Annotated in this window: 17 protein-coding genes and 1 tRNA gene; 7 read left to right on the top strand and 11 right to left on the bottom strand. The window is 69.6% G+C overall.

Translation table 11 applies throughout. The annotated features are described in order from the left end of the window. Positions 1–16 precede the first annotated feature (16 nt). From gtdA to AC3ANR_RS10180, 6 genes are all read left to right on the top strand, one after another. On the top strand, positions 17–1,072 hold the full coding sequence (gene gtdA / locus AC3ANR_RS10205) for a gentisate 1,2-dioxygenase (protein ID WP_488288003.1): 1,056 nt from the start codon (positions 17–19) through the stop codon (positions 1,070–1,072). Then, positions 1,069–1,764 (top strand): fumarylacetoacetate hydrolase family protein, encoded by a 696-nt coding sequence (locus AC3ANR_RS10200; RefSeq protein WP_488288002.1) that lies wholly within the window; start codon positions 1,069–1,071, stop codon positions 1,762–1,764. The genes gtdA and AC3ANR_RS10200 overlap by 4 nt, the downstream gene beginning before the upstream one ends. Before the next feature lie 86 nt (positions 1,765–1,850). Beyond that, positions 1,851–2,333, top strand: a complete 483-nt coding sequence (locus AC3ANR_RS10195) for a TRAP transporter small permease (protein ID WP_488288001.1) — start codon at positions 1,851–1,853, stop codon at positions 2,331–2,333. Then, positions 2,330–3,649 (top strand): TRAP transporter large permease, encoded by a 1,320-nt coding sequence (locus tag AC3ANR_RS10190; protein WP_488288000.1) that lies wholly within the window; start codon positions 2,330–2,332, stop codon positions 3,647–3,649. Before AC3ANR_RS10195 ends, AC3ANR_RS10190 begins: the two co-directional genes overlap by 4 nt. Positions 3,650–3,756: 107 nt before the next feature. Beyond that, positions 3,757–4,809 (top strand): TRAP transporter substrate-binding protein, encoded by a 1,053-nt coding sequence (locus AC3ANR_RS10185; protein ID WP_488287999.1) that lies wholly within the window; start codon positions 3,757–3,759, stop codon positions 4,807–4,809. A gap of 86 nt (positions 4,810–4,895) precedes the next feature. Then, positions 4,896–5,444 (top strand): NUDIX hydrolase, encoded by a 549-nt coding sequence (locus AC3ANR_RS10180; RefSeq protein WP_488287998.1) that lies wholly within the window; start codon positions 4,896–4,898, stop codon positions 5,442–5,444. 13 nt (positions 5,445–5,457) lie between these two features. Here AC3ANR_RS10180 and AC3ANR_RS10175 read toward each other — a convergent pair whose 3' ends face one another. The 3 genes from AC3ANR_RS10175 to AC3ANR_RS10165 are packed head-to-tail and all read right to left on the bottom strand — an operon-like array spanning position 5,458 to position 9,695. Next, on the bottom strand, positions 5,458–7,470 hold the full coding sequence (locus AC3ANR_RS10175) for a serine/threonine-protein kinase (protein ID WP_488287997.1): 2,013 nt from the start codon (positions 7,468–7,470) through the stop codon (positions 5,458–5,460). A 13-nt stretch (positions 7,471–7,483) separates the two neighbouring features. Further along, positions 7,484–8,374 carry an adenylate/guanylate cyclase domain-containing protein gene (locus AC3ANR_RS10170; RefSeq protein WP_488287996.1) on the bottom strand — a complete coding sequence of 297 codons (891 nt, stop codon included), beginning with the start codon at positions 8,372–8,374 and terminating at the stop codon, positions 7,484–7,486. Positions 8,375–8,426: 52 nt separating this feature from the next. After that, complete coding sequence (locus tag AC3ANR_RS10165) at positions 8,427–9,695, bottom strand: putative Na+/H+ antiporter (protein WP_488291786.1); 1,269 nt, start codon at positions 9,693–9,695, stop codon at positions 8,427–8,429. 377 nt (positions 9,696–10,072) lie between these two features. Between AC3ANR_RS10165 and AC3ANR_RS10160 the strand changes: the two genes are divergently transcribed. After that, a complete protein-coding gene (locus AC3ANR_RS10160) occupies positions 10,073–10,894 on the top strand; it encodes a formate/nitrite transporter family protein (protein WP_488287995.1) in 822 nt (273 codons plus the stop codon). Between the two features lie 60 nt (positions 10,895–10,954). Here AC3ANR_RS10160 and AC3ANR_RS10155 read toward each other — a convergent pair. The 8 genes from AC3ANR_RS10155 to infC form a co-directional block, all read right to left on the bottom strand. Continuing rightward, a tRNA-Pro gene (locus tag AC3ANR_RS10155) sits at positions 10,955–11,031 on the bottom strand. Between the two features lie 25 nt (positions 11,032–11,056). Further along, positions 11,057–11,506, bottom strand: coding sequence for a MerR family transcriptional regulator (locus tag AC3ANR_RS10150; RefSeq protein WP_488287994.1), 450 nt, complete (start codon positions 11,504–11,506; stop codon positions 11,057–11,059). A gap of 97 nt (positions 11,507–11,603) precedes the next feature. Beyond that, positions 11,604–11,981 carry an integration host factor subunit alpha gene (locus AC3ANR_RS10145; RefSeq protein ID WP_488291785.1) on the bottom strand — a complete coding sequence of 126 codons (378 nt, stop codon included), beginning with the start codon at positions 11,979–11,981 and terminating at the stop codon, positions 11,604–11,606. A gap of 39 nt (positions 11,982–12,020) precedes the next feature. Continuing rightward, positions 12,021–14,441, bottom strand: a complete 2,421-nt coding sequence (pheT, locus tag AC3ANR_RS10140) for a phenylalanine--tRNA ligase subunit beta (RefSeq protein ID WP_488287993.1) — start codon at positions 14,439–14,441, stop codon at positions 12,021–12,023. A gap of 20 nt (positions 14,442–14,461) precedes the next feature. Then, complete coding sequence (gene pheS / locus AC3ANR_RS10135; RefSeq protein ID WP_488287992.1) at positions 14,462–15,523, bottom strand: phenylalanine--tRNA ligase subunit alpha; 1,062 nt, start codon at positions 15,521–15,523, stop codon at positions 14,462–14,464. A 96-nt stretch (positions 15,524–15,619) separates the two neighbouring features. Beyond that, a complete protein-coding gene (gene rplT / locus AC3ANR_RS10130) occupies positions 15,620–15,979 on the bottom strand; it encodes a 50S ribosomal protein L20 (RefSeq protein WP_488287991.1) in 360 nt (119 codons plus the stop codon). A gap of 25 nt (positions 15,980–16,004) precedes the next feature. Further along, on the bottom strand, positions 16,005–16,208 hold the full coding sequence (gene rpmI, locus AC3ANR_RS10125; RefSeq protein ID WP_192672302.1) for a 50S ribosomal protein L35: 204 nt from the start codon (positions 16,206–16,208) through the stop codon (positions 16,005–16,007). A 191-nt stretch (positions 16,209–16,399) separates the two neighbouring features. Beyond that, positions 16,400–17,011 carry a translation initiation factor IF-3 gene (gene infC, locus AC3ANR_RS10120; protein WP_488291784.1) on the bottom strand — a complete coding sequence of 204 codons (612 nt, stop codon included), beginning with the start codon at positions 17,009–17,011 and terminating at the stop codon, positions 16,400–16,402. Between the last annotated feature and the right edge of the window lie 2 nt (positions 17,012–17,013).

The raw sequence follows: 17,013 nt of genomic DNA, 5'->3' as shown, positions 1-17,013 counted from the left end.
TCCCAAGGAGACGACGATGAATGCTCCCGACGCCACCCTGCTCGCGCGCCAGCAGCTGTACCGCGACATGGACCCGCACCACCTCACCCCGCTGTGGGAGGTGCTACATGCGCTTGTGCCGCCCCGCCCCGCCACACCCTGCGTGCCGGCGCACTGGCAGTACGACGAGGTGCGGCCGTTCCTGATGCGGGCCGGCGAGGCGATCACGGCCGAGGAGGCCGTGCGGCGCGTCCTGATCCTCGAGAACCCCGGCCTGCGGGGCCAGTCGGCCGTGACGCAGTCGCTCTATGCCGGGCTGCAGCTGATCCTGCCGGGCGAGGTCGCGCCGAGCCATCGCCACACCCAGAGCGCGCTGCGCTTCATCGTCGAGGGCAGCGGCGCGTACACCGCGGTCGACGGCGAGCGCACGACGATGCGACCCGGCGACTTCATCATCACCCCCAGCTGGACCTGGCACGACCACGGCAGCGACGCGGGCGGACCCGTCGTTTGGCTGGACGGCCTGGACATCCCGATGATCCGGTTCTTCGATGCCGGCTTCGCCGAGAACGGCGCCGCCCGCTCGCAGGAGGTCTCGCGCGCCGAGGGCACGAGCCTGGCCCGCTACGGCCACAACATGGTGCCCGTGCGGCACGAGTCGCCATTCGGCGCCACCTCGCCCATCTTCAGCTACCCCTACGAGCGCAGCCGCGAGGCGCTCGAGCGCCTCGAGCGCGACGCGCCGGTCGATCCTTGGGACGGCGTCAAGCTGCGCTACGTCAACCCGCTGACCGGGGGCTACCCGATGCCGACGATGGCGACCTTCATGCAGAAGCTGCCCGCCGGTTTCGCGGGCCGCGGCTGGCGCCAGACCGACGGCGCGGTCTACAGCGTGGTCGAAGGCACGGGCAGCGTCGAGGTCGAAGCGGGCGAGCAGCGCTGGCGCTTCGACTTCGGCCCGCGCGATCATTTCGTCATTCCCTCGTGGCACACTGCGCGCCTCAGCTCGCGCGCCGGCTGCGTGCTGTTCAGTTTTTCGGACCGGCCGGTGCAGGCCGCCCTCTCCATCCACAAGGAAGAAAGGTTGTCATGAGCTTCGTCATCACTCCGCCCGCCCAGGTGTCCCTGCCCGTGGTGGGCCGCGGCGAGCGGTTCCCGGTGCGCCGCGTCATCTGCGTCGGCCGCAACTACGTCGAGCACGCCAAGGAGATGGGCTTCACCGGCCGCGAGCCGCCGTTCTTCTTCTTCAAGCCGTCCGACGCCGTGGTCGCCGTGCCGGCCGGCGAGACGGGCACGATCGCCTACCCGAGCCTGACCAAGGACCTGCACCACGAGATCGAGCTGGTCGCGTGCATCGGCACCGGCGGCAAGAACATCAAGGCCGCCGACGCGCGCAAGCACATCTGGGGCTATGCGGTGGGCCTGGACATGACGCGCCGCGACCTGCAGGGCGAGATGAAGAAGCAGGGCCGGCCCTGGGAGATCGGCAAGTCGTTCGAGCAATCCGCGCCGACCGGCCCGGTGACGCCGGCCGACCAGGCGGGCGACATCGAGAACGCCGAGATCTGGGTGCAGGTCAATGGCAAGGACCGCCAGCGCAGCAACGTCTCCAAGCTGATCTGGAACCTGGGCGAGATCATCGAGCACCTCTCCGCCGCCTGGGAGCTCGCGCCCGGCGACCTGATCTTCACCGGCACGCCCGAAGGCGTGGCGGCGGTGGTCCAGGGCGACACGCTGGCGGGCGGCGTCACGGGCCTGCCCGAGTTGCGCGTGCGCGTCGCCTGAGCGCCGCCGGCCGCGGGCCGGCCGCGCTGATCACTTAACATCCGCGCCACGACAACGTGGCGCGGGTCGCCGGAGGGGACATTCGGATGCTGGAACGTCTTGCGCGCCTGTGCGCGCTGCTGGCCGGGGCGCTGGTCGCCTTCATGATCGGCCTGACCTGCGTCAGCATCCTGGGCCGCGAGACCATCGGCCGCACCGTCACCGGCGACTTCGAACTGGTGGGCCTGGCCACCGGCGCGGCGGTCGGCCTGTTCATGCCGCTCGCGCAGCTGCGGCGCGCCAACATCGTGGTCGACTTCTTCACCGCCAAGGCGCCGCCGCGCTTGAACGCCGCGCTCGATCGCGTCGGCGCCCTGCTCCTGGCCGTCTGCTGCGCGCTGCTCGCCTGGCGCGCGGCGCTGGGCGGCCTGTCGTCCTTCAACGCCAACTCCAGCACCATGCTGCTGGGCGTGCCCGAGTGGTACGCGTACGCGCCGATGGTGCCCGGCTTCGCGCTCACGGCCGTCATCGCGGTGCGCCAGGCCGTGTTCGGCTTCGACCGGCCCTCGCAGCACGGGGAGGCGGCATGAGCGGCATCTCCCTCGCCCTCCTGAGCATCCTGCTCATGTTCGTGCTGATGGCGCTGCGCACGCCCATCGCCATCGCGATGTTCCTCTCGGGCTCGGCCGGCTACCTGCTGCAGACCGGCTGGGCGCCCTACGCGAACTTCATGAACAGCATGGCGTTCGCCCGTTTCGCGAGCTACGACCTGTCGGTGATCCCGCTGTTCATCCTGATGGGCCAGTTCGCCACACAGGGCGGCATCAGCAAGTCGCTGTTCGAGTTCACCGCGGCGATCGTCGGTCGCCTGCGCGGCGGGCTGGCGATGGCGGCCGTGATGGCCAGTGCCGCCTTCGGCGCCATCTGCGGGTCGTCCGTGGCCACGGCCGCGACGATCACCGGCGTGGCGCTGCCGGAAATGAAGCGGCACGGCTACTCGGGACGCCTGGCCACCGGCACGCTCGCCACGGCGGGCACGCTGGGCATCCTCATCCCGCCCTCGGTGCCGCTGGTGATCTACGCCATCCTCACCGAGCAGAACATCGCCAAGCTGTTCCTGGCCGCCACCATCCCCGGCATCATCGCCATGGTCGGCTACATGCTGGTCATCGCCGTCTACGTGCGGCTGGTGCCCGGCCACGCGCCCGAGGTGGACCAGAACCCACAGCCGATGAACATGCAGCTGCTGGTCGGCCTGTTGCCGCTGGCGCTGGTGTTCGTGCTGGTGTTCGGCGGCATCTATGGCGGCTTCTTCTCGCCCACCGAGGGCGCCGCGGTCGGCGCGGCCGCCGCCTTGCTCGCCGCCCTGCTCAAGCGCGAGATGACGTGGCAGAAGTTCCTGCACTGCTTCTATGCCACGGCGGAGAGCTCGGCGATGATTTTCCTGATCTTCATCGGCGCCGACGTCATGAACTCGGCGCTCGCCCTGAGCCAGGTGCAGACGCAACTGGTGCAGCTCGTCTCGGGCTGGCACGTCTCGCCGATCTGGATCATGGTCGGCATCGTCGCGCTGCACATCGTGCTGGGCACCGTGACGGAGGAACTGTCGATCATCCTGCTGACGATCCCGATCTTCTTCCCGCTCGTGATGAGCCTGGACTTCGGCATGGCCAAGGAGCCGCTGGCGCTCTGGTTCGGCATCCTGATCCTGATGGTGGTGTCCTTCGGCATGCTGGTGCCGCCGATGGGCCTGAACGTCTACGTGGTCAATGGCATGGCGCGCGGCGTTCCGCTGGGCGAGACCTTCCGCGGCGTGCTGCCGTTCCTGGTCAGCGACTTCATCCGCATCGCGCTGATGCTCGCCTTCCCCGGCATCGCGCTCTGGCTCGTCAGGTTCATGGGTTAGCGGTTTCCCGAAGGCGCGCGCCCGCGCTCCTTCGGGATCGCACGGGTTGCGTGGCGGGCAAATCCCGCTAAGGTCGGCTCTTCCTTTCCTTCCTCCGGGACCGCGACATGATCCAACGCAGAACGCTCCTGAAGTCCGGCGCCGCGACCGTGCTGGGCGCCCCCGCCCTCGGCGCACTGGCCCAGCAGACGGTGACCCTCAAGTTCCACACCTTCATGGCGCCCACGTCCAACGTGTGGCTGAACATGCACAAGGCGTGGATGGACAAGGTCGAGAAGGATTCGGGCGGCCGCATCAAGTTCGAGGGCTACCCCGCGATGCAGCTGGGTGGCACGCCGGTGCAGCTGTACGACCAGGCCCGCGACGGCGTGGTCGACGTGGTCTGGACCTTGCCGGGCAACACGGCGGGCCGTTTCCCGCGTGTCGAGGTGTTCGAGCTGCCGTTCATCATGACCAATGCCGAGGCCACCTCGAAGGCGTACTGGGAGTACGTGCAGACGATGGCGCCGGACGAGTTCAAGGACACTCAGGTCATCGCCCTGCAGGTGCACGGCCCGGGTGTCATCCACACCGCCGAGAAGGCCGTGAAGACCGTGGCCGACATGCGCGGCCTCAAGATGCGCGCGCCGACCCGGCAGGTGACCAAGCTGATGGCCGCGCTGGGCGCCACGCCGGTCGGCATGCCGCTGCCGCAGATCCCCGACGCCCTGTCCAAGGGCACCATCCAGGGCTGCGTCATTCCCTGGGAGGTCGTGCCCTCGGTCAAGGTCCATGAGCTCACCAAGTACCACGCGGAGTTCGACCCCGCCGGCGGCTCGCTGTACACGACGACCTTCGTGATGGCCATGAACAAGGCCAAGTACAACTCGCTGCCGCCCGACCTGAAGAAGGTGATCGACGCCAACTCGGGGGTCCAGACCTCCGGCTGGCTCGGCAAGGTGCAGCAGGCCGGCGACGTGGCCGGCCGCAAGGCCGCCAGCGATCGCGGCAACACCATCTTCACGGTCAGCTCGGGCGAGGCGCAGGAGTTCCGCCGCCGTTCGCGCCAGCTCGAGGTGGAATGGGTCGAGGACATGAACAAGCGCGGTTTCGACGGCCGCAAGCTGCTCGAGACCGCGCGCAGCCTGATCGACAAGCACACCAAGTCGACCAAGGCCTGAGCGATTCGGGCACCGGCCAGGGGGCTCCGCGGCGACGCGGGGCCCTTTGTCCTTCAGGCGGCCGATGCCTTGTTTACACTCAGCGCATGCCCTTCCGCACCCCCATCAAGCATTGCCGCGAATGCGGCCATGCCGTGGCCTACCGGGTGCCGGACGACGGCGACACGCGCGAGCGCGCGATCTGCCCGTCCTGCGGCACCATCCATTACGAGAACCCGCTCAACGTGGTCGGCACCGTGCCGTACTGGGGCGACAAGGTGCTGCTGTGCAAGCGCAACATCGAGCCGCGCTGGGGCAAGTGGACGCTGCCGGCCGGGTTCATGGAACTGGGCGAGACCACGCTGGAAGGCGCCGCGCGCGAGACCGACGAGGAAGCCGGCGCGCAGGTGGAGATGCAGGGGCTGCTCAGCGTGATCAGCGTGCCGCGGGTCGGGCAGGTGCACCTGTTCTACCTGGCGCGGCTGCTCAGCGAGGACTTCGAGCCGGGCCACGAGACGCTGGAGGCGCGCCTGTTCGCCGAGGACGAGATCCCGTGGGACGAGATCGCGTTCAAGACCGTGCGCGAGACCCTGCTGCGCTACTTCGAGGACCGGCGCCGCGGCCAGTTCGGCGTGCACAACCTGCACGTGAGCTGACGCCGGCGCGGCGTCAGTTGCCGTACTTGCCGGCCTCGCGCAGCTTGGCGTCCTCGCGCAGCTGCACGCACGCCGGGAAGCTTTGGTACCCCGGCTTCTGGCACTCGTTGTAGACGCAGAACTGGCGCGCCAGGAACACCTTGTCCTTGCAGGTGACCGACGGCGGCACGATGCGCTCGCCGGTGGCCCGCGCCGCAGGTGCCTCCTGCGCGGGCGGGCGGGCGGCTTGCTGCGTGGGCGCGGCCGCCACGGCGGGCGGCGTCACGTGCGGCGCGGAAGCGGCGGACGCGGTGCGCGGCGGCGACGCCGCCGGCCGGACGCGCGGCGCGGGCGAGCCGGCCACCTTGGCTGCGGCGGATGGCGATGCCTTGGCCGGCCTGGATTCGGCGGCGGGCGCCGACGGCGTTCTCGCCTCCGAAGCCGGCGCCACCGTCGCAGCGACCTGGGCCGCCGGCGCCGGTGCCGGCGCGGGTGACGGCGGCATCACAGGGGCCGGCGACGTGGCCGCGGGATCGGCGGCGGCGATCGGCGCCGGCGCGTCCGCGGGCCACGGCAGCGGCGTGTGGCGCCCCAGCCAGACGGCCGCCAACGCAACACCCGCGACCGCCAGGCCGGACCACAGGAAGCGCGACACGCTGCGCCGGGGCCCGGCGCGAACGGGCGCGATCGACTCGTCGTGCGCGGCATCCGCCCTGGCGCCGGACGGCAGGGTCGCCGCCACGGGCGGCGGTGACGCCGCCGGGCGCGCCGATGCCGGTTCGAGGGCCGATGCCGACGCGAGGCTCGGCGCCGATGCGAGGTTGGACGCCGAGTCGGGGGCCGGCGCCGATACCGATGCGGGGGCCGACCCGGGATCGGTGGTCTGGGTGGAGGATGCCGGCACGCACGGCTCAGTGCGCGTGGGCGCGGCGCCGACCTGCGCTGCCCCGCCGTGCGCCGACGCCACCCCGTTCAGGATGGTCTGGTCCGGATCCGCGGACCCGGCGAGCCGCTGCAGGCGGCGGCGCGCCAGGTCGGCATAGATGCCCTGCGGGAATCGCGTGAGGAAGCCCTCGAGCTCGCGCGCGTCGGTGCTGTCGCGCACGGCACGCCAGTACTCCAGTTCCAGCTCCTGGTCGAACGTCGCGCCGGGGACCGTGTCGGCCCGGCGCGGCGCCGGCGAGGCAGCACCCGGCTGGGTGGGCGAATCGGGGACGATCTGCGCCACGTCCTGCAGCGCGGCCTGCAGCGCCGCCGAGAACTCGGCCCCGCTCTGGAAGCGGTCGTCGCGATTCTTGGCGAGGGCGCGCTCGAACACCGCATCGACGGCCACGGGAAGCGCCGGCTGCAGCGCGGTGGGCGCCGTCGGGGTGTGGCCGATGATCTGGTGGATGATGGAGAAATCGTTGTCGCCGTCGAACGGGCGCGCGCCGGTGAGCAGCTGGTAGGCCAGGACGGCGGCCGAGAACAGGTCGGCCCGCGTGTCGACCTTCAGCCCCTGCACCTGCTCGGGCGCCATGTACTTCAGCGTGCCGATCATGCTGCCCTGGGTGCGGGTCGCCTCCCCGGCGATGCGCGCCACGCCGAAATCGGTGAGCTTGAGCCGCCCGCCCGGTTCGATCAGCAGGTTGGCCGGCTTGACGTCGCGGTGCACGACGCCCTGGCGGTGGGCGAAGTCCAGCGCCGCCAGGAGGTCGACGACCAGGCGCAGGGCCTCGCCGGTGGCGTAGCGCGCGCCGCGATCGAGGTGCTGCTTGAGGTCGTCGCCCTCGACGAACTCCATCACCAGGAAGGCGGTGTCGCCGTCGCGGCCGGAGTCGTACACGGTGACGATGTTGGGGTGCTGCAGCCGCGCCGCCGAGCGCGCCTCGGTGCGAAAGCGCAGCTCGTACTCGGCCGCCGCGTCCGGCGACAGGTCGTCGACCATGATGGTCTTGATGGCGACGCGGCGATCGAGGTTGGGATCGAGCGCCTCGTAGACGACGCCCATGGCGCCCTTGCCGAGCACGCGAACCAGCTCGTAGCGGCCCAGCTTTCGTTGATGCACTTGCGGCGCCCGTTCAGCCCGTGACCGTGAATTCGACCTGCGGCGCGTTGTCCGCCTCGCGGTCGCAGCCGAGCGTGATGAGGCCCTGGCCGACCAGGTAGCACTCGGTGCGCCGCAGCACGATGGGCGCGCCCTGCCCGCCCACGTAGACCCAGGTGCCGAAACTGGACTGGTCGTTCAGGATGAAGTGGCCGCCGCGCCATTCGACGGTGGCGTGCACGCGCGAGACGCGCGAGTCGTTGAGCGACAGGGATGCGGTGGCGGCGCGCCCCAGCGTCAGCGGCGCGCCGCGCGGGTCCAGCCGAAGCACCAGGCCGGGCGCCGCCAGCTCCAGGTGCGCCGCGGGCGCGGGCTTGAACATCGAGGCGCCCATCATGGTGGCGTCGACGTCGCGCTCGGGCTGCCACTGCACGCGGAACACCTCGGTGGCCTCGGACTTGCCGCGCAGGTACATCGGGCCGATGCTGCGCAGCTGGCCCTGCTGCTGCGGCCCCAGCGCGTCGCGCACGCGCTGCGTGGTGAGGATCTGCTCGGCGCCGGCCAGGTCGGCCAGGCGCGCGGCGCTGTTGACGGCGTCGCCGTAGCAGTCGCCCTCGATCTCGACGACCTCGCCCGATTCCACGCCCATCTGCATCTGCACCGGGTTGCCGCTGCCGCCGGGATAGACCGGGGTGTCCTTCAGGCGCTTCTGGATGCCGATGCACGCCTCGATGGCGTCCGACTCCTGCGGGAAGGTGACGAACAGGCCGTCACCCAGCAGCTTGACGACGCGGCCACGGTGCTGCTCGAAGCTGCGCGACAGGGCGGTGGTGAGCTGCGTGACGAAGCGCCCGGCGGTCTCGTCGCCGAGGCGCTCGAAGATGCCGGTGCTTCCGACCAGGTCCGCAAAAACGACGGTCGCCATGCGGGGCCATTGTATGCCCCAGCTCTGCCGGAAACCAAGCGGCCGGCCCCCGTCAAAGCAACGTGAACGCCGCGATCGCCACCAGCGTCGGAACCAGCGCTCCGGCGAACAGGCCCAGGGCGCCGATCGACTCGTCTGCAAAGCCTCGCCGCAGGAGGGCCACGCCGGCGGGGTTCGGCGCGTTGGCGATCACCGTCAGGCCGCCGCCGGTCACGGCGCCGGCCACCAGGCTGTACTTGGCCGCGTCCGAGATCCCCTCGATCAGGGAGCCGAGATAGGTCAACGCGGCGTTGTCGGTGATGGCCGTCAATGCGGCCGTGCCGAAAAAGAGCACGCCCGGCGACATGCGCTCCACCAGCGGCTGGAGCCACCACTGCTGCATCCCGCCCAGCACGACCAGCCCGGCCAGGAAGAACGCGACCAGCAGCGCCTCCCGCAGGATCAGCGGACTCTGGTACCGCTCATACGCCTGGGCGAACCCGAGGAACATCAGGAAGACCGCGAGGAAGGCCACCGGGTGGTGGGCCAGCAGAACCACTGCGGCCAGGAAGGCGAAGTGCACCATGGCCACGACCGGCGGGATGCGCTCCTGCAGGGGCTTCGCCGAGCCCGCTTCCGGCCCCTGGAGATGGCGGCGCAGCAAGGCGACCGCCAGGGTGGCGTTCACCAGCACCGCGATGGCCGCCTTCCAGCCGAAGGTGGCGAGCATGAAGGCGGAGGTCCAGCCCCAGGTCCCAGCCACCATCAGCACCGGCGGCGCGGCGAAGGAGCTCATCGTCCCGCCGATCGAGACGTTCACGAACAGGACGCCGAGCGCGATGTATTTCAGGCGTTCCGGCATTCCTTCCCGGAAGATCTGCGGTGCCAGCATGAGCGCCGCGATGGTCATGGCGGCGGGCTCGGTGATCAGGGAACCCAGCAGCGGAACGGCCGCCAGGCCGAGCCACGCGCTGGCCAGCGGCGTGGCCACCGGCGCGGCGCGAGCCAGGGCGCGGCTGGCCGTGAAGACGGTTTGCACGACCGGCTTCGAGGCGGCGACGACCATGACCACGAAGACGAACAGCGGCTCGGTGTACTGGCGCGACTCCGCATACGACAGTGCCTGCTCGCCGCCGCTGACCAGCGCGATGACCAGCACCAGGACCACGGCCCAGAAGCCGAAGACGACTTCGACCTCGCCGAGCAGGTGGAACAGGCCTGCGTGACGGGGGAAGCGGCGGGACAGCCGCTCGAACTGCTTGGTGGCGAAGGTGTGGACCAGGGCGACCGCGAACAAGGCGGCGGCAATGGTCTGGACGAGATGGTCGGGTGTTTCGGTCATGGTCGCGATCAAGCCGCGTGGCGGCCCGACCAGCGCGATCAACCTGCCTCGCCGCGGGACAGCGGCGGACACCCGGGGGCAGTGTAGCCCCGCGCGGCTTCGGGCCCCACAGCGAGCGCGAAAGCCCATGCGCTCCAACTGCTGGGCTTAGCCGACGGCACCGAGTCAATGCGAGGACCGGGAATCCCTCAACGGCATGGCCTGCTACCCACCCTGCTGATAGGCTGGAGGCGGCGCAGGCGAGCTGCGATCTCGGCGGTTGGCAGCCAGCCTGGGGCAGCCGCACGCGCCTGGTCCGCCTGGGTCCGGTTCTTTCTTCCGCTGGTGCTGGCAGCCATCGTGGTTGCCGGCATCGCGAGCGCATCGAGGAGGCAGGGATGAATGAGCTGTACGGATTCGACGCCTACGCACCAGCCGAAATCGCGCGCCGGATCCAGACCGTGGGCGCCGCCAAGGCGCGGCTCGCGCTGGGCCCGCTGTTGCTGCTGGGGATCCTGGCAGGCGCGTTCATCGGCCTCGGCTCCATGCTCTTCGTGATCGTGCGCGCGGACGACAGCCTGGGGTTCGCCGCCTCGCAGCTCGTGGCGGGCGCCGTGTTTTCCCTCGGCCTGGTGATGGTGGTCGTGGCGGGCGCGGAACTCTTCACGGGCAACAACCTCCTGGTGATGGCGTGGGCCGACGGCAGGATCAGTGCCGCGCAGGTCGTGCGCAACTGGTGCATCGTCTGCGGCGCCAACTTCGCGGGCGCCGCGGGCCTGGCGCTGCTCGTTCACCTGAGCGGCCACACCGAGATGGGCGGGGGTGCCATCGGCCGCACCGTGGTGAGGATTGCCGCGGCCAAGCTGGCGCTGCCCGGGCACGAGGCGTTCCTGCGGGGCGTGCTGTGCAACGTGCTGGTCTGCATGGCCGTCTGGATGGCCATGGCCGGCCGCAGCGTGGTGGACAAGTCCGTCGCCGTCGCCTTCCCCGTCACGGCCTTCGTCGCGGCGGGCTTCGAACACAGCATCGCCAACATGTACCTCCTGCCCCTGGCCATGCTGGTGCAATCCAGCCCTGGGTACGCCGCTGAAGGCAGTGCGGTCGGCTTGGCCGGCATGGCCGCCAATCTGGCGTTCGTCACCGCGGGCAACCTGGTCGGCGGAAGCGTGCTGGTCGGGCTGGCGTACCACTTCATCTATGGCCGCGGCACGCGGGCCTGATCGGCGCGGCGCCAAGAAAAAAAGCCCGGCACCTTTTCAGGAACCGGGCTTTTCACATGTTGGTCGGCGTGGCGGGATTCGAACTCGCGACCCCTTGCACCCCATGCAAGTGCGCTACCAGGCTGCGCTACACGCCGAGCTCGCCATTATAGCCCGGCGAAATCAGTGGTTCGCGCTCAAGAGGTCACGAATCTCGAACAGCTCGCGACGGACCAGCAGGAGCTGCTCGGACATGGCGCTGTCCTCGGGGCCGGGCGTGCTGTCCTCGAAGTCTTCCAGGGTCGAGTCCTCGACCTCGATGACCTCCACGCCCTCGAGCATGACCTCGCCCGCGCGGCGCTTGTCGCGCTCGACCTGCACGAGCTCCTGCAGCTTGTTGCGCGCACCGCTGATGGTGAACCCCTGGTCGTACAACAGGTCGCGGATGCGGCGGATCATCAGCACCTCATGGTGCTGGTAGTAACGGCGGTTGCCGCGCCGCTTCATCGGGCGCAGCTGCGTGAATTCCTGCTCCCAATACCGCAGCACGTGCGGCTTGACGCCGCACAGGTCGCTGACCTCACCGATGGTGAAGTAGCGCTTGGCCGGGATCGAAGGGAGGGCTTTCTCCACTGAAATCAATGTTGTAGGAGAGAAAGCTCGAAGGTTACTCTAAGACCCGGAGCGCGCCAAGCCGCCACCGGGCGGAGGCGTCGAAAAAAGATGGGACTCAGTCGGCGTCGCCGCCGTGGCCGCTGCCGCTGCCGCTGCCGCTGCCGTTGCCGTTGCCGTTGCCGTTGCCCTGGATCTGCTCCTTGAGCTTGTGGCTGGCATGGAAGGTCACGACGCGGCGCGCCTGGATCGGAATGGCCTCGCCGGTGCGCGGATTGCGGCCGGGCCGCGGCGCCTTGGTGCGGATCTGGAAGTTGCCGAAGCCGGAGATCTTCACGTCCTTGCCCTCCACCAGGCTGCTGGCGATCAGGTCGAAGAACGCGTCGATCATGTCCTTGGACTCGCGCTTGTTCAGCCCGATCTGTTCGAACAGCAGTTCGGCCAGCTGCGCCTTGGTGAGCGCCGGCGTCTCCAGGCTTTCGACCGTGAACTCCATCGCGCCCCCGTCCCCCGTTGTTGTGAGCATCCGCTCCTCCTAGCCCCTGAGCCGGGCGCCGAGGCGCGCGCCGAGCTGCGCCACCACGGCGGCCACGGCTGCCTCGATCTGGTCGTCGGTCAGTGTCGCGTCCGGGTTGCCCAGCGTCAAGCGCACCGCCATGCTTTTCTCCCCCGGCGCCAGGCCCCCGCCGGCCTGCTTGGGCTTGTACACGTCGAACAGCAGCGTGTCGCGCAGCAGCCCGCCGGTGTCGGCGGCGTGGATGGCGTCGATCAACTGCGCGTGCGTCACGTGGTCGGCCACGATGACGGCGATGTCGCGCTCCGAGGGCTGGTGGCGCGAGACGGCCTGGAAGGCCGGCACCGGCCGGGCGAGCACCTGGTCGAGATCGAGCTCGAACAGCACCGGCGCCAGCGGCAGTTCCCAGGCCTGGCGCCAGCGCGGATGCAGCTCGCCGACGAAGCCGACCGGCACACCGTCGACCGACACGCGGGCCGAGCGCCCCGGATGCAGCGCCGGATGCACGGCCGCCTCGAAGGTGGCGCGGCGCGGCGACAGCAGCGCCTCCACGTCGCCCTTGACGTCGTAGAAGTCCACCGGCGTGGCCTTGCGCGCCCATTGCAGGCCGTCGGCGTCGCCGAAGGCCAGGCCCGCGACGCGCATCGGCTGGCGCACGCCGCGCACGGTGGTGTCGGTGGTCGACACGCCCGCGTCGCGCAGGAAGACGCGCCCGATCTCGAACACGCGCACCCGCTCGGCCTTGCGGTCGAGATTGAACCTGAGCACCTGCAGCAGCGAGCCGAGCAGCGACGAGCGCATCACGCTCATCTGGCTGGCGATGGGGTTCAGCAGGCGGATCGGATCGGCGTTGCCGGCGAGTTCGTGCTCCCAGCGCTCTTCGACGAAGCTGAAGTTGATCGTCTCCTGGTAGCCCAGGCCCGCCAGCGAGCGCCGCACGGCGAACCGCGACCGGCGCGACTCGGGCGGCAGCTTGGCCGCGATCGGGGCCAGGGGCGGCGTCGTGGGCAGCTTCTCGTAGCCGACGATGCGCGCCACTTCCTCGATCAGGTCTTCCTCGAGCGTGAGGTCGAAGCGGTACGCCGGCGGCGTCACGTCGATCACGCCGGCGGCCCCTTCGCTCGCGGGCAGGCCCAGGCGCGCGAACGCGTCCAGGCATTGCGCCGCGGTCACCGGCATGCCGATCACCTTGGCGGCGCGGGCCACGCGCAGGGACACCGGGCGGGCCTGCGGCACGCGCAGCACCTGGTCGTCCATCGGGCCGGCTTCGCCGCCGCAGATGTCGATGACCAGCCGCGTGATGTGCTCGATGTGCTCCACCGTGAGGCTCGGATCGACGCCGCGCTCGAAGCGATGCCCCGCGTCGGTCGAGAAGTTGAAGCGGCGCGAGCGGCCCTGCACCGCCTCGGGCCACCAGAACGCGGCCTCGACGTAGACGTTGCGGGTGGCGTCGGACACGGCCGTGGCGTCGCCGCCCATGATGCCCGCCAGCGACTCGACCTGCGCCTCGTCGGCGATGACGCCGACCTTCTCGTCAACGGCGATCGTGTTGCCGTTCAGCAGCTTGAGCTGCTCGCCGGGCCGCCCCCAGCGGACGTCGAGGCCGCCGTGCAGCTTGTCGAGGTCGAAGATGTGCGAGGGACGCCCGAACTCGAACATCACGTAGTTCGAGATGTCCACCAGGGCCGTGACGCTGCGCTGCCCGCAGCGCGCGAGCCTGTCGACCATCCACGGCGGCGTCTTCGCGCGGGTGTCGACGTTGCGCACGATGCGGCCCGAGAAGCGGCCGCACAGGTCCGGCGCGCTCACCTTCACGGGCAGCCTGGCGTCGTGGACGGGCTGCACGGGCTCGAAGGCCGGCGCCTTCAGCGGCGCGCCGGTCAGCGCGGAGAGCTCGCGGGCCACGCCGTACACGCTCAGCGCGTGCGCCAGGTTCGGCGTGAGCTTGAGCGTGAACACGTGGTCGTCCAGGCGCAGCGCGTCGCGCACGTCCTGCCCCACGGGCGTGTCGGCGGCCAGCTCCAGCAGGCCGCCATGGTCGTCGGACAGCTGCAGCTCGCGCGCCGAGCACAGCATGCCCTGGCTCTCGACGCCGCGCAGCTTGCCCAGCTTGATCTGGAACGGCTTGCCGTCCTCGCCCGGCGGCAGCTCGGCGCCCACCAGCGCGCAGGGCACGCGGATGCCCGGGCGCGCGTTCGGCGCGCCGCACACGATGTTCAGCAGCGCGCCCTGCCCCACGTCGACCTGGCACACGCGCAGGCGGTCGGCATTGGGATGCTGGACGGCTTCCTTGATCTCGCCCACGACCACCTTGGTGAAAGGCGGCGCGACCGGGCGCAGGTCCTCGACCTCGAGCCCGCCCATGGTGAGCACGTCGGCGATTTGTTGCGTGGACAGCGGCGGGTTGCAGAACTCGCGCAGCCAGGACTCGGGAAATTGCATCGTCTTCTCGCGGCTTGCGGTTAGCGGAACTGGCGGAGGAACCGGACGTCGCCGTCGAAGAACAGGCGCAGGTCGTTGACGCCGTAGCGCAACATGGTCAGGCGGTCCGGCCCCATGCCGAAGGCGAAGCCGATGTACCTCTCGGGGTCCAGTCCCATGTTGCGCACCACCGTCGGGTGCACCTGGCCGGAGCCGGCCACTTCCAGCCAGCGGCCGGCCAGCGGCCCGCTCTGGAACTGGATGTCGATCTCGGCGCTGGGCTCGGTGAACGGGAAGAAGCTGGGCCGGAACCGCAGCTTCAGGTCGTCGCTCTCGAAGAAGGTGCGGCAGAAGTCCGTGAAGACGACCTTCAGGTCCTTGAAGCTCACGTTCTCGCCCAGCCACAGGCCCTCGCACTGGTGGAACATCGGCGAGTGCGTGGCGTCGCTGTCGACGCGGTAGGTGCGGCCGGGCGCGATGACCCGGATCTCGGGCATCGGCTGGCCGGCCTTGACCGCCTCGGCGTACTTCTTGATGTGCTGGTGCGCGTAACGCACCTGCATCGGGCTGGTGTGCGGGCGCAGGTTGTAGTGGATGCCGTCCTCGCCCTGGATGTCGACGTAGAAGGTGTCCTGCATCGACCGCGCCGGGTGGTTGGGCGGGTTGTTCAACGACGTGAAGCTGTGCCAGTCGCTCTCGATCTCCGGGCCGTCGGCGACGTCGAAGCCCATGCTGGCGAAGATCAGCTCGATGCGCTCCATCGTCAGGCTGACCGGGTGCAGGCCGCCGGGCTCGCGGCCGCGGCCGGGCAGGCTGACGTCCAGCGCCTCGGCCTGCAACTGCCGCTCCAGCTCCGCGTCGGCCAGCTGCTGCCGGCGTGCGGCCAGCGCGGCTTCGATGGCCTGCTTGGCGACGTTGATGGCGGCCCCGCGGGTCTTCTTCTCCTCGACCGGGAGCGCCGCCATGCCCTTCATCAGCTCGGTGATGCGGCCGGACTTGCCCGTGAACAACGCCTTGGCGTTCTCCAGGTCAGCCGGGCTGGCTGCCGCGGCGAAGGCTTGCCGGGCGGCGTCGACGATGGAATCGAGATCGGTGTGGGTCATCACAGAAAAAAAACAGGGGCTAGTGCAAGCGCCCTAGCCCCTGTCCTTGAGGTTTCAGCTCTGTCGGACGCGCCTGCCGGCGCGCCCACCGTGAACTCAAGCAGCCAGCTTGGCCTTGACTTGCTCCACGATGCCCGCAAAGGCGGCCTTGTCGTGCACCGCGATGTCGGCGAGGACCTTGCGGTCGATCTCGATGCCGGCCTTGCGGATGCCGTTGGCGAACTGGCTGTACGTCAGGCCGCACTCGCGGGCCGCCGCGTTGATACGGGCGATCCACAGCTGGCGGAAGACGCGCTTCTTGGCACGGCGGTCGCGGTAGGCGTACTGCCCGGCCTTCATCACCGCCTGCTTGGCGATGCGGAAGACGTTGCCGCGGCGGCCGCGGAAGCCCTTGGCTAGGACGAGGACCTTCTTGTGACGGGCGCGAGCCGTGACACCACGTTTGACGCGAGGCATGTGTGTTCTCCTTCTTCGTCAGTGATTACAGGCCGGCGAACGGCAGCATCTGCGCCATGTGACCCATGTTGGTCTCATGCACAGCGACGGGGCCACGCAGGTGGCGCTTGTTCTTGGTGGACTTCTTGGTCAGGATGTGACGCTTGAAGGCCTGGCCGCGCTTGACGGTGCCGCCGGGACGGACGCGGAAGCGCTTCTTGGCCCCGCTCTTGGTCTTCATCTTGGGCATTTGCATGCTCCTTTTCATGTCGTGCTCGTGAGGCGCCGCGAATCCTTCGCGTCTTGATGGCCCCGAGCCACTTGTGTGGCGACTTCAATGTTCGCCACTTGTTCGCAGCTCATCGCTGCGCGGGAAGCGACAACGCTTCCCGTTCACCGGACCGCGCCGGCGACCAGCCGAATCGGTCCGAGAAACTCCTCTTACGCCGTTGCCGTCCCTGCGGCTTCGGCTGCGGGCTTGGCCTGCGCGGCGCCCGACTTCTTGCGGCCCGGCGCGATCATCATGATCATCTGCCGGCCCTCGAGCTTGGGGAACTGCTCCACCAGGATGGTGTCGCCCAGCTCGTCGCGGATTCGGTTCAGCAGCGCCATCCCGATCTCCTGGTGCGTGATCTCGCGGCCGCGGAAGCGCAGCGTGATCTTGCACTTGTCGCCCTCGGCAAGAAAGCGCTTGATGTTGCGCATCTTGATGTTGTAGTCACCGTCGTCGGTGCCGGGGCGGAACTTGATTTCCTTGATCTCGATGACCGTCTGCTTCGACTTCGCCTCGGCCGCCTTCTTCTGTTCCTGGTACTTGAACTTGCCGTAGTCCATCAGCCGGCACACCGGCGGATTGGCCGTGGCGGCGATTTCGACCAGGTCGACGTCGAGTTCGCCGGCCATGCGCAGGGCTTCCTGCAGGCTGACGATGCCCAGGGGCTCGTTTTCCGGGCCGGAGAGGCGGACTTCCGGGGCCATGATTTCCCGGTTCAGGCGGTGCTTGCGTTCCTCGCGGTGGCGGCGGTCGCGAAAGTCAGTAGCGATGGTCTCGATCC

Source organism: Ramlibacter sp. JJN2-2R, assembly GCF_057747835.1.
This window is presented reverse-complemented; position numbering and strand designations above follow the sequence as displayed.

Bases quoted from the DNA above. Each gene is read 5' to 3' on its own strand.
- gtdA (WP_488288003.1), top strand. From the start codon at position 17: ATGAATGCTCCCGACGCCACCCTGCTCGCGCGCCAGCAGCTGTACCGC.
- AC3ANR_RS10145 (WP_488291785.1), bottom strand. From the start codon at position 11,981: ATGGAGTTCACGGTCGAAAGCCTGGAGACGCCGGCGCTCACCAAGGCG.
- AC3ANR_RS10165 (WP_488291786.1), bottom strand. From the start codon at position 9,695: ATGACCGAAACACCCGACCATCTCGTCCAGACCATTGCCGCCGCCTTG.
- AC3ANR_RS10195 (WP_488288001.1), top strand. From the start codon at position 1,851: ATGCTGGAACGTCTTGCGCGCCTGTGCGCGCTGCTGGCCGGGGCGCTG.
- pheT (WP_488287993.1), bottom strand. From the start codon at position 14,441: ATGCAATTTCCCGAGTCCTGGCTGCGCGAGTTCTGCAACCCGCCGCTG.
- AC3ANR_RS10160 (WP_488287995.1), top strand. From the start codon at position 10,073: ATGAATGAGCTGTACGGATTCGACGCCTACGCACCAGCCGAAATCGCG.
- AC3ANR_RS10170 (WP_488287996.1), bottom strand. From the start codon at position 8,374: ATGGCGACCGTCGTTTTTGCGGACCTGGTCGGAAGCACCGGCATCTTC.
- AC3ANR_RS10190 (WP_488288000.1), top strand. From the start codon at position 2,330: ATGAGCGGCATCTCCCTCGCCCTCCTGAGCATCCTGCTCATGTTCGTG.
- pheS (WP_488287992.1), bottom strand. From the start codon at position 15,523: ATGACCCACACCGATCTCGATTCCATCGTCGACGCCGCCCGGCAAGCC.
- AC3ANR_RS10185 (WP_488287999.1), top strand. From the start codon at position 3,757: ATGATCCAACGCAGAACGCTCCTGAAGTCCGGCGCCGCGACCGTGCTG.
- rpmI (WP_192672302.1), bottom strand. From the start codon at position 16,208: ATGCCCAAGATGAAGACCAAGAGCGGGGCCAAGAAGCGCTTCCGCGTC.
- AC3ANR_RS10200 (WP_488288002.1), top strand. From the start codon at position 1,069: ATGAGCTTCGTCATCACTCCGCCCGCCCAGGTGTCCCTGCCCGTGGTG.
- AC3ANR_RS10180 (WP_488287998.1), top strand. From the start codon at position 4,896: ATGCCCTTCCGCACCCCCATCAAGCATTGCCGCGAATGCGGCCATGCC.
- rplT (WP_488287991.1), bottom strand. From the start codon at position 15,979: ATGCCTCGCGTCAAACGTGGTGTCACGGCTCGCGCCCGTCACAAGAAG.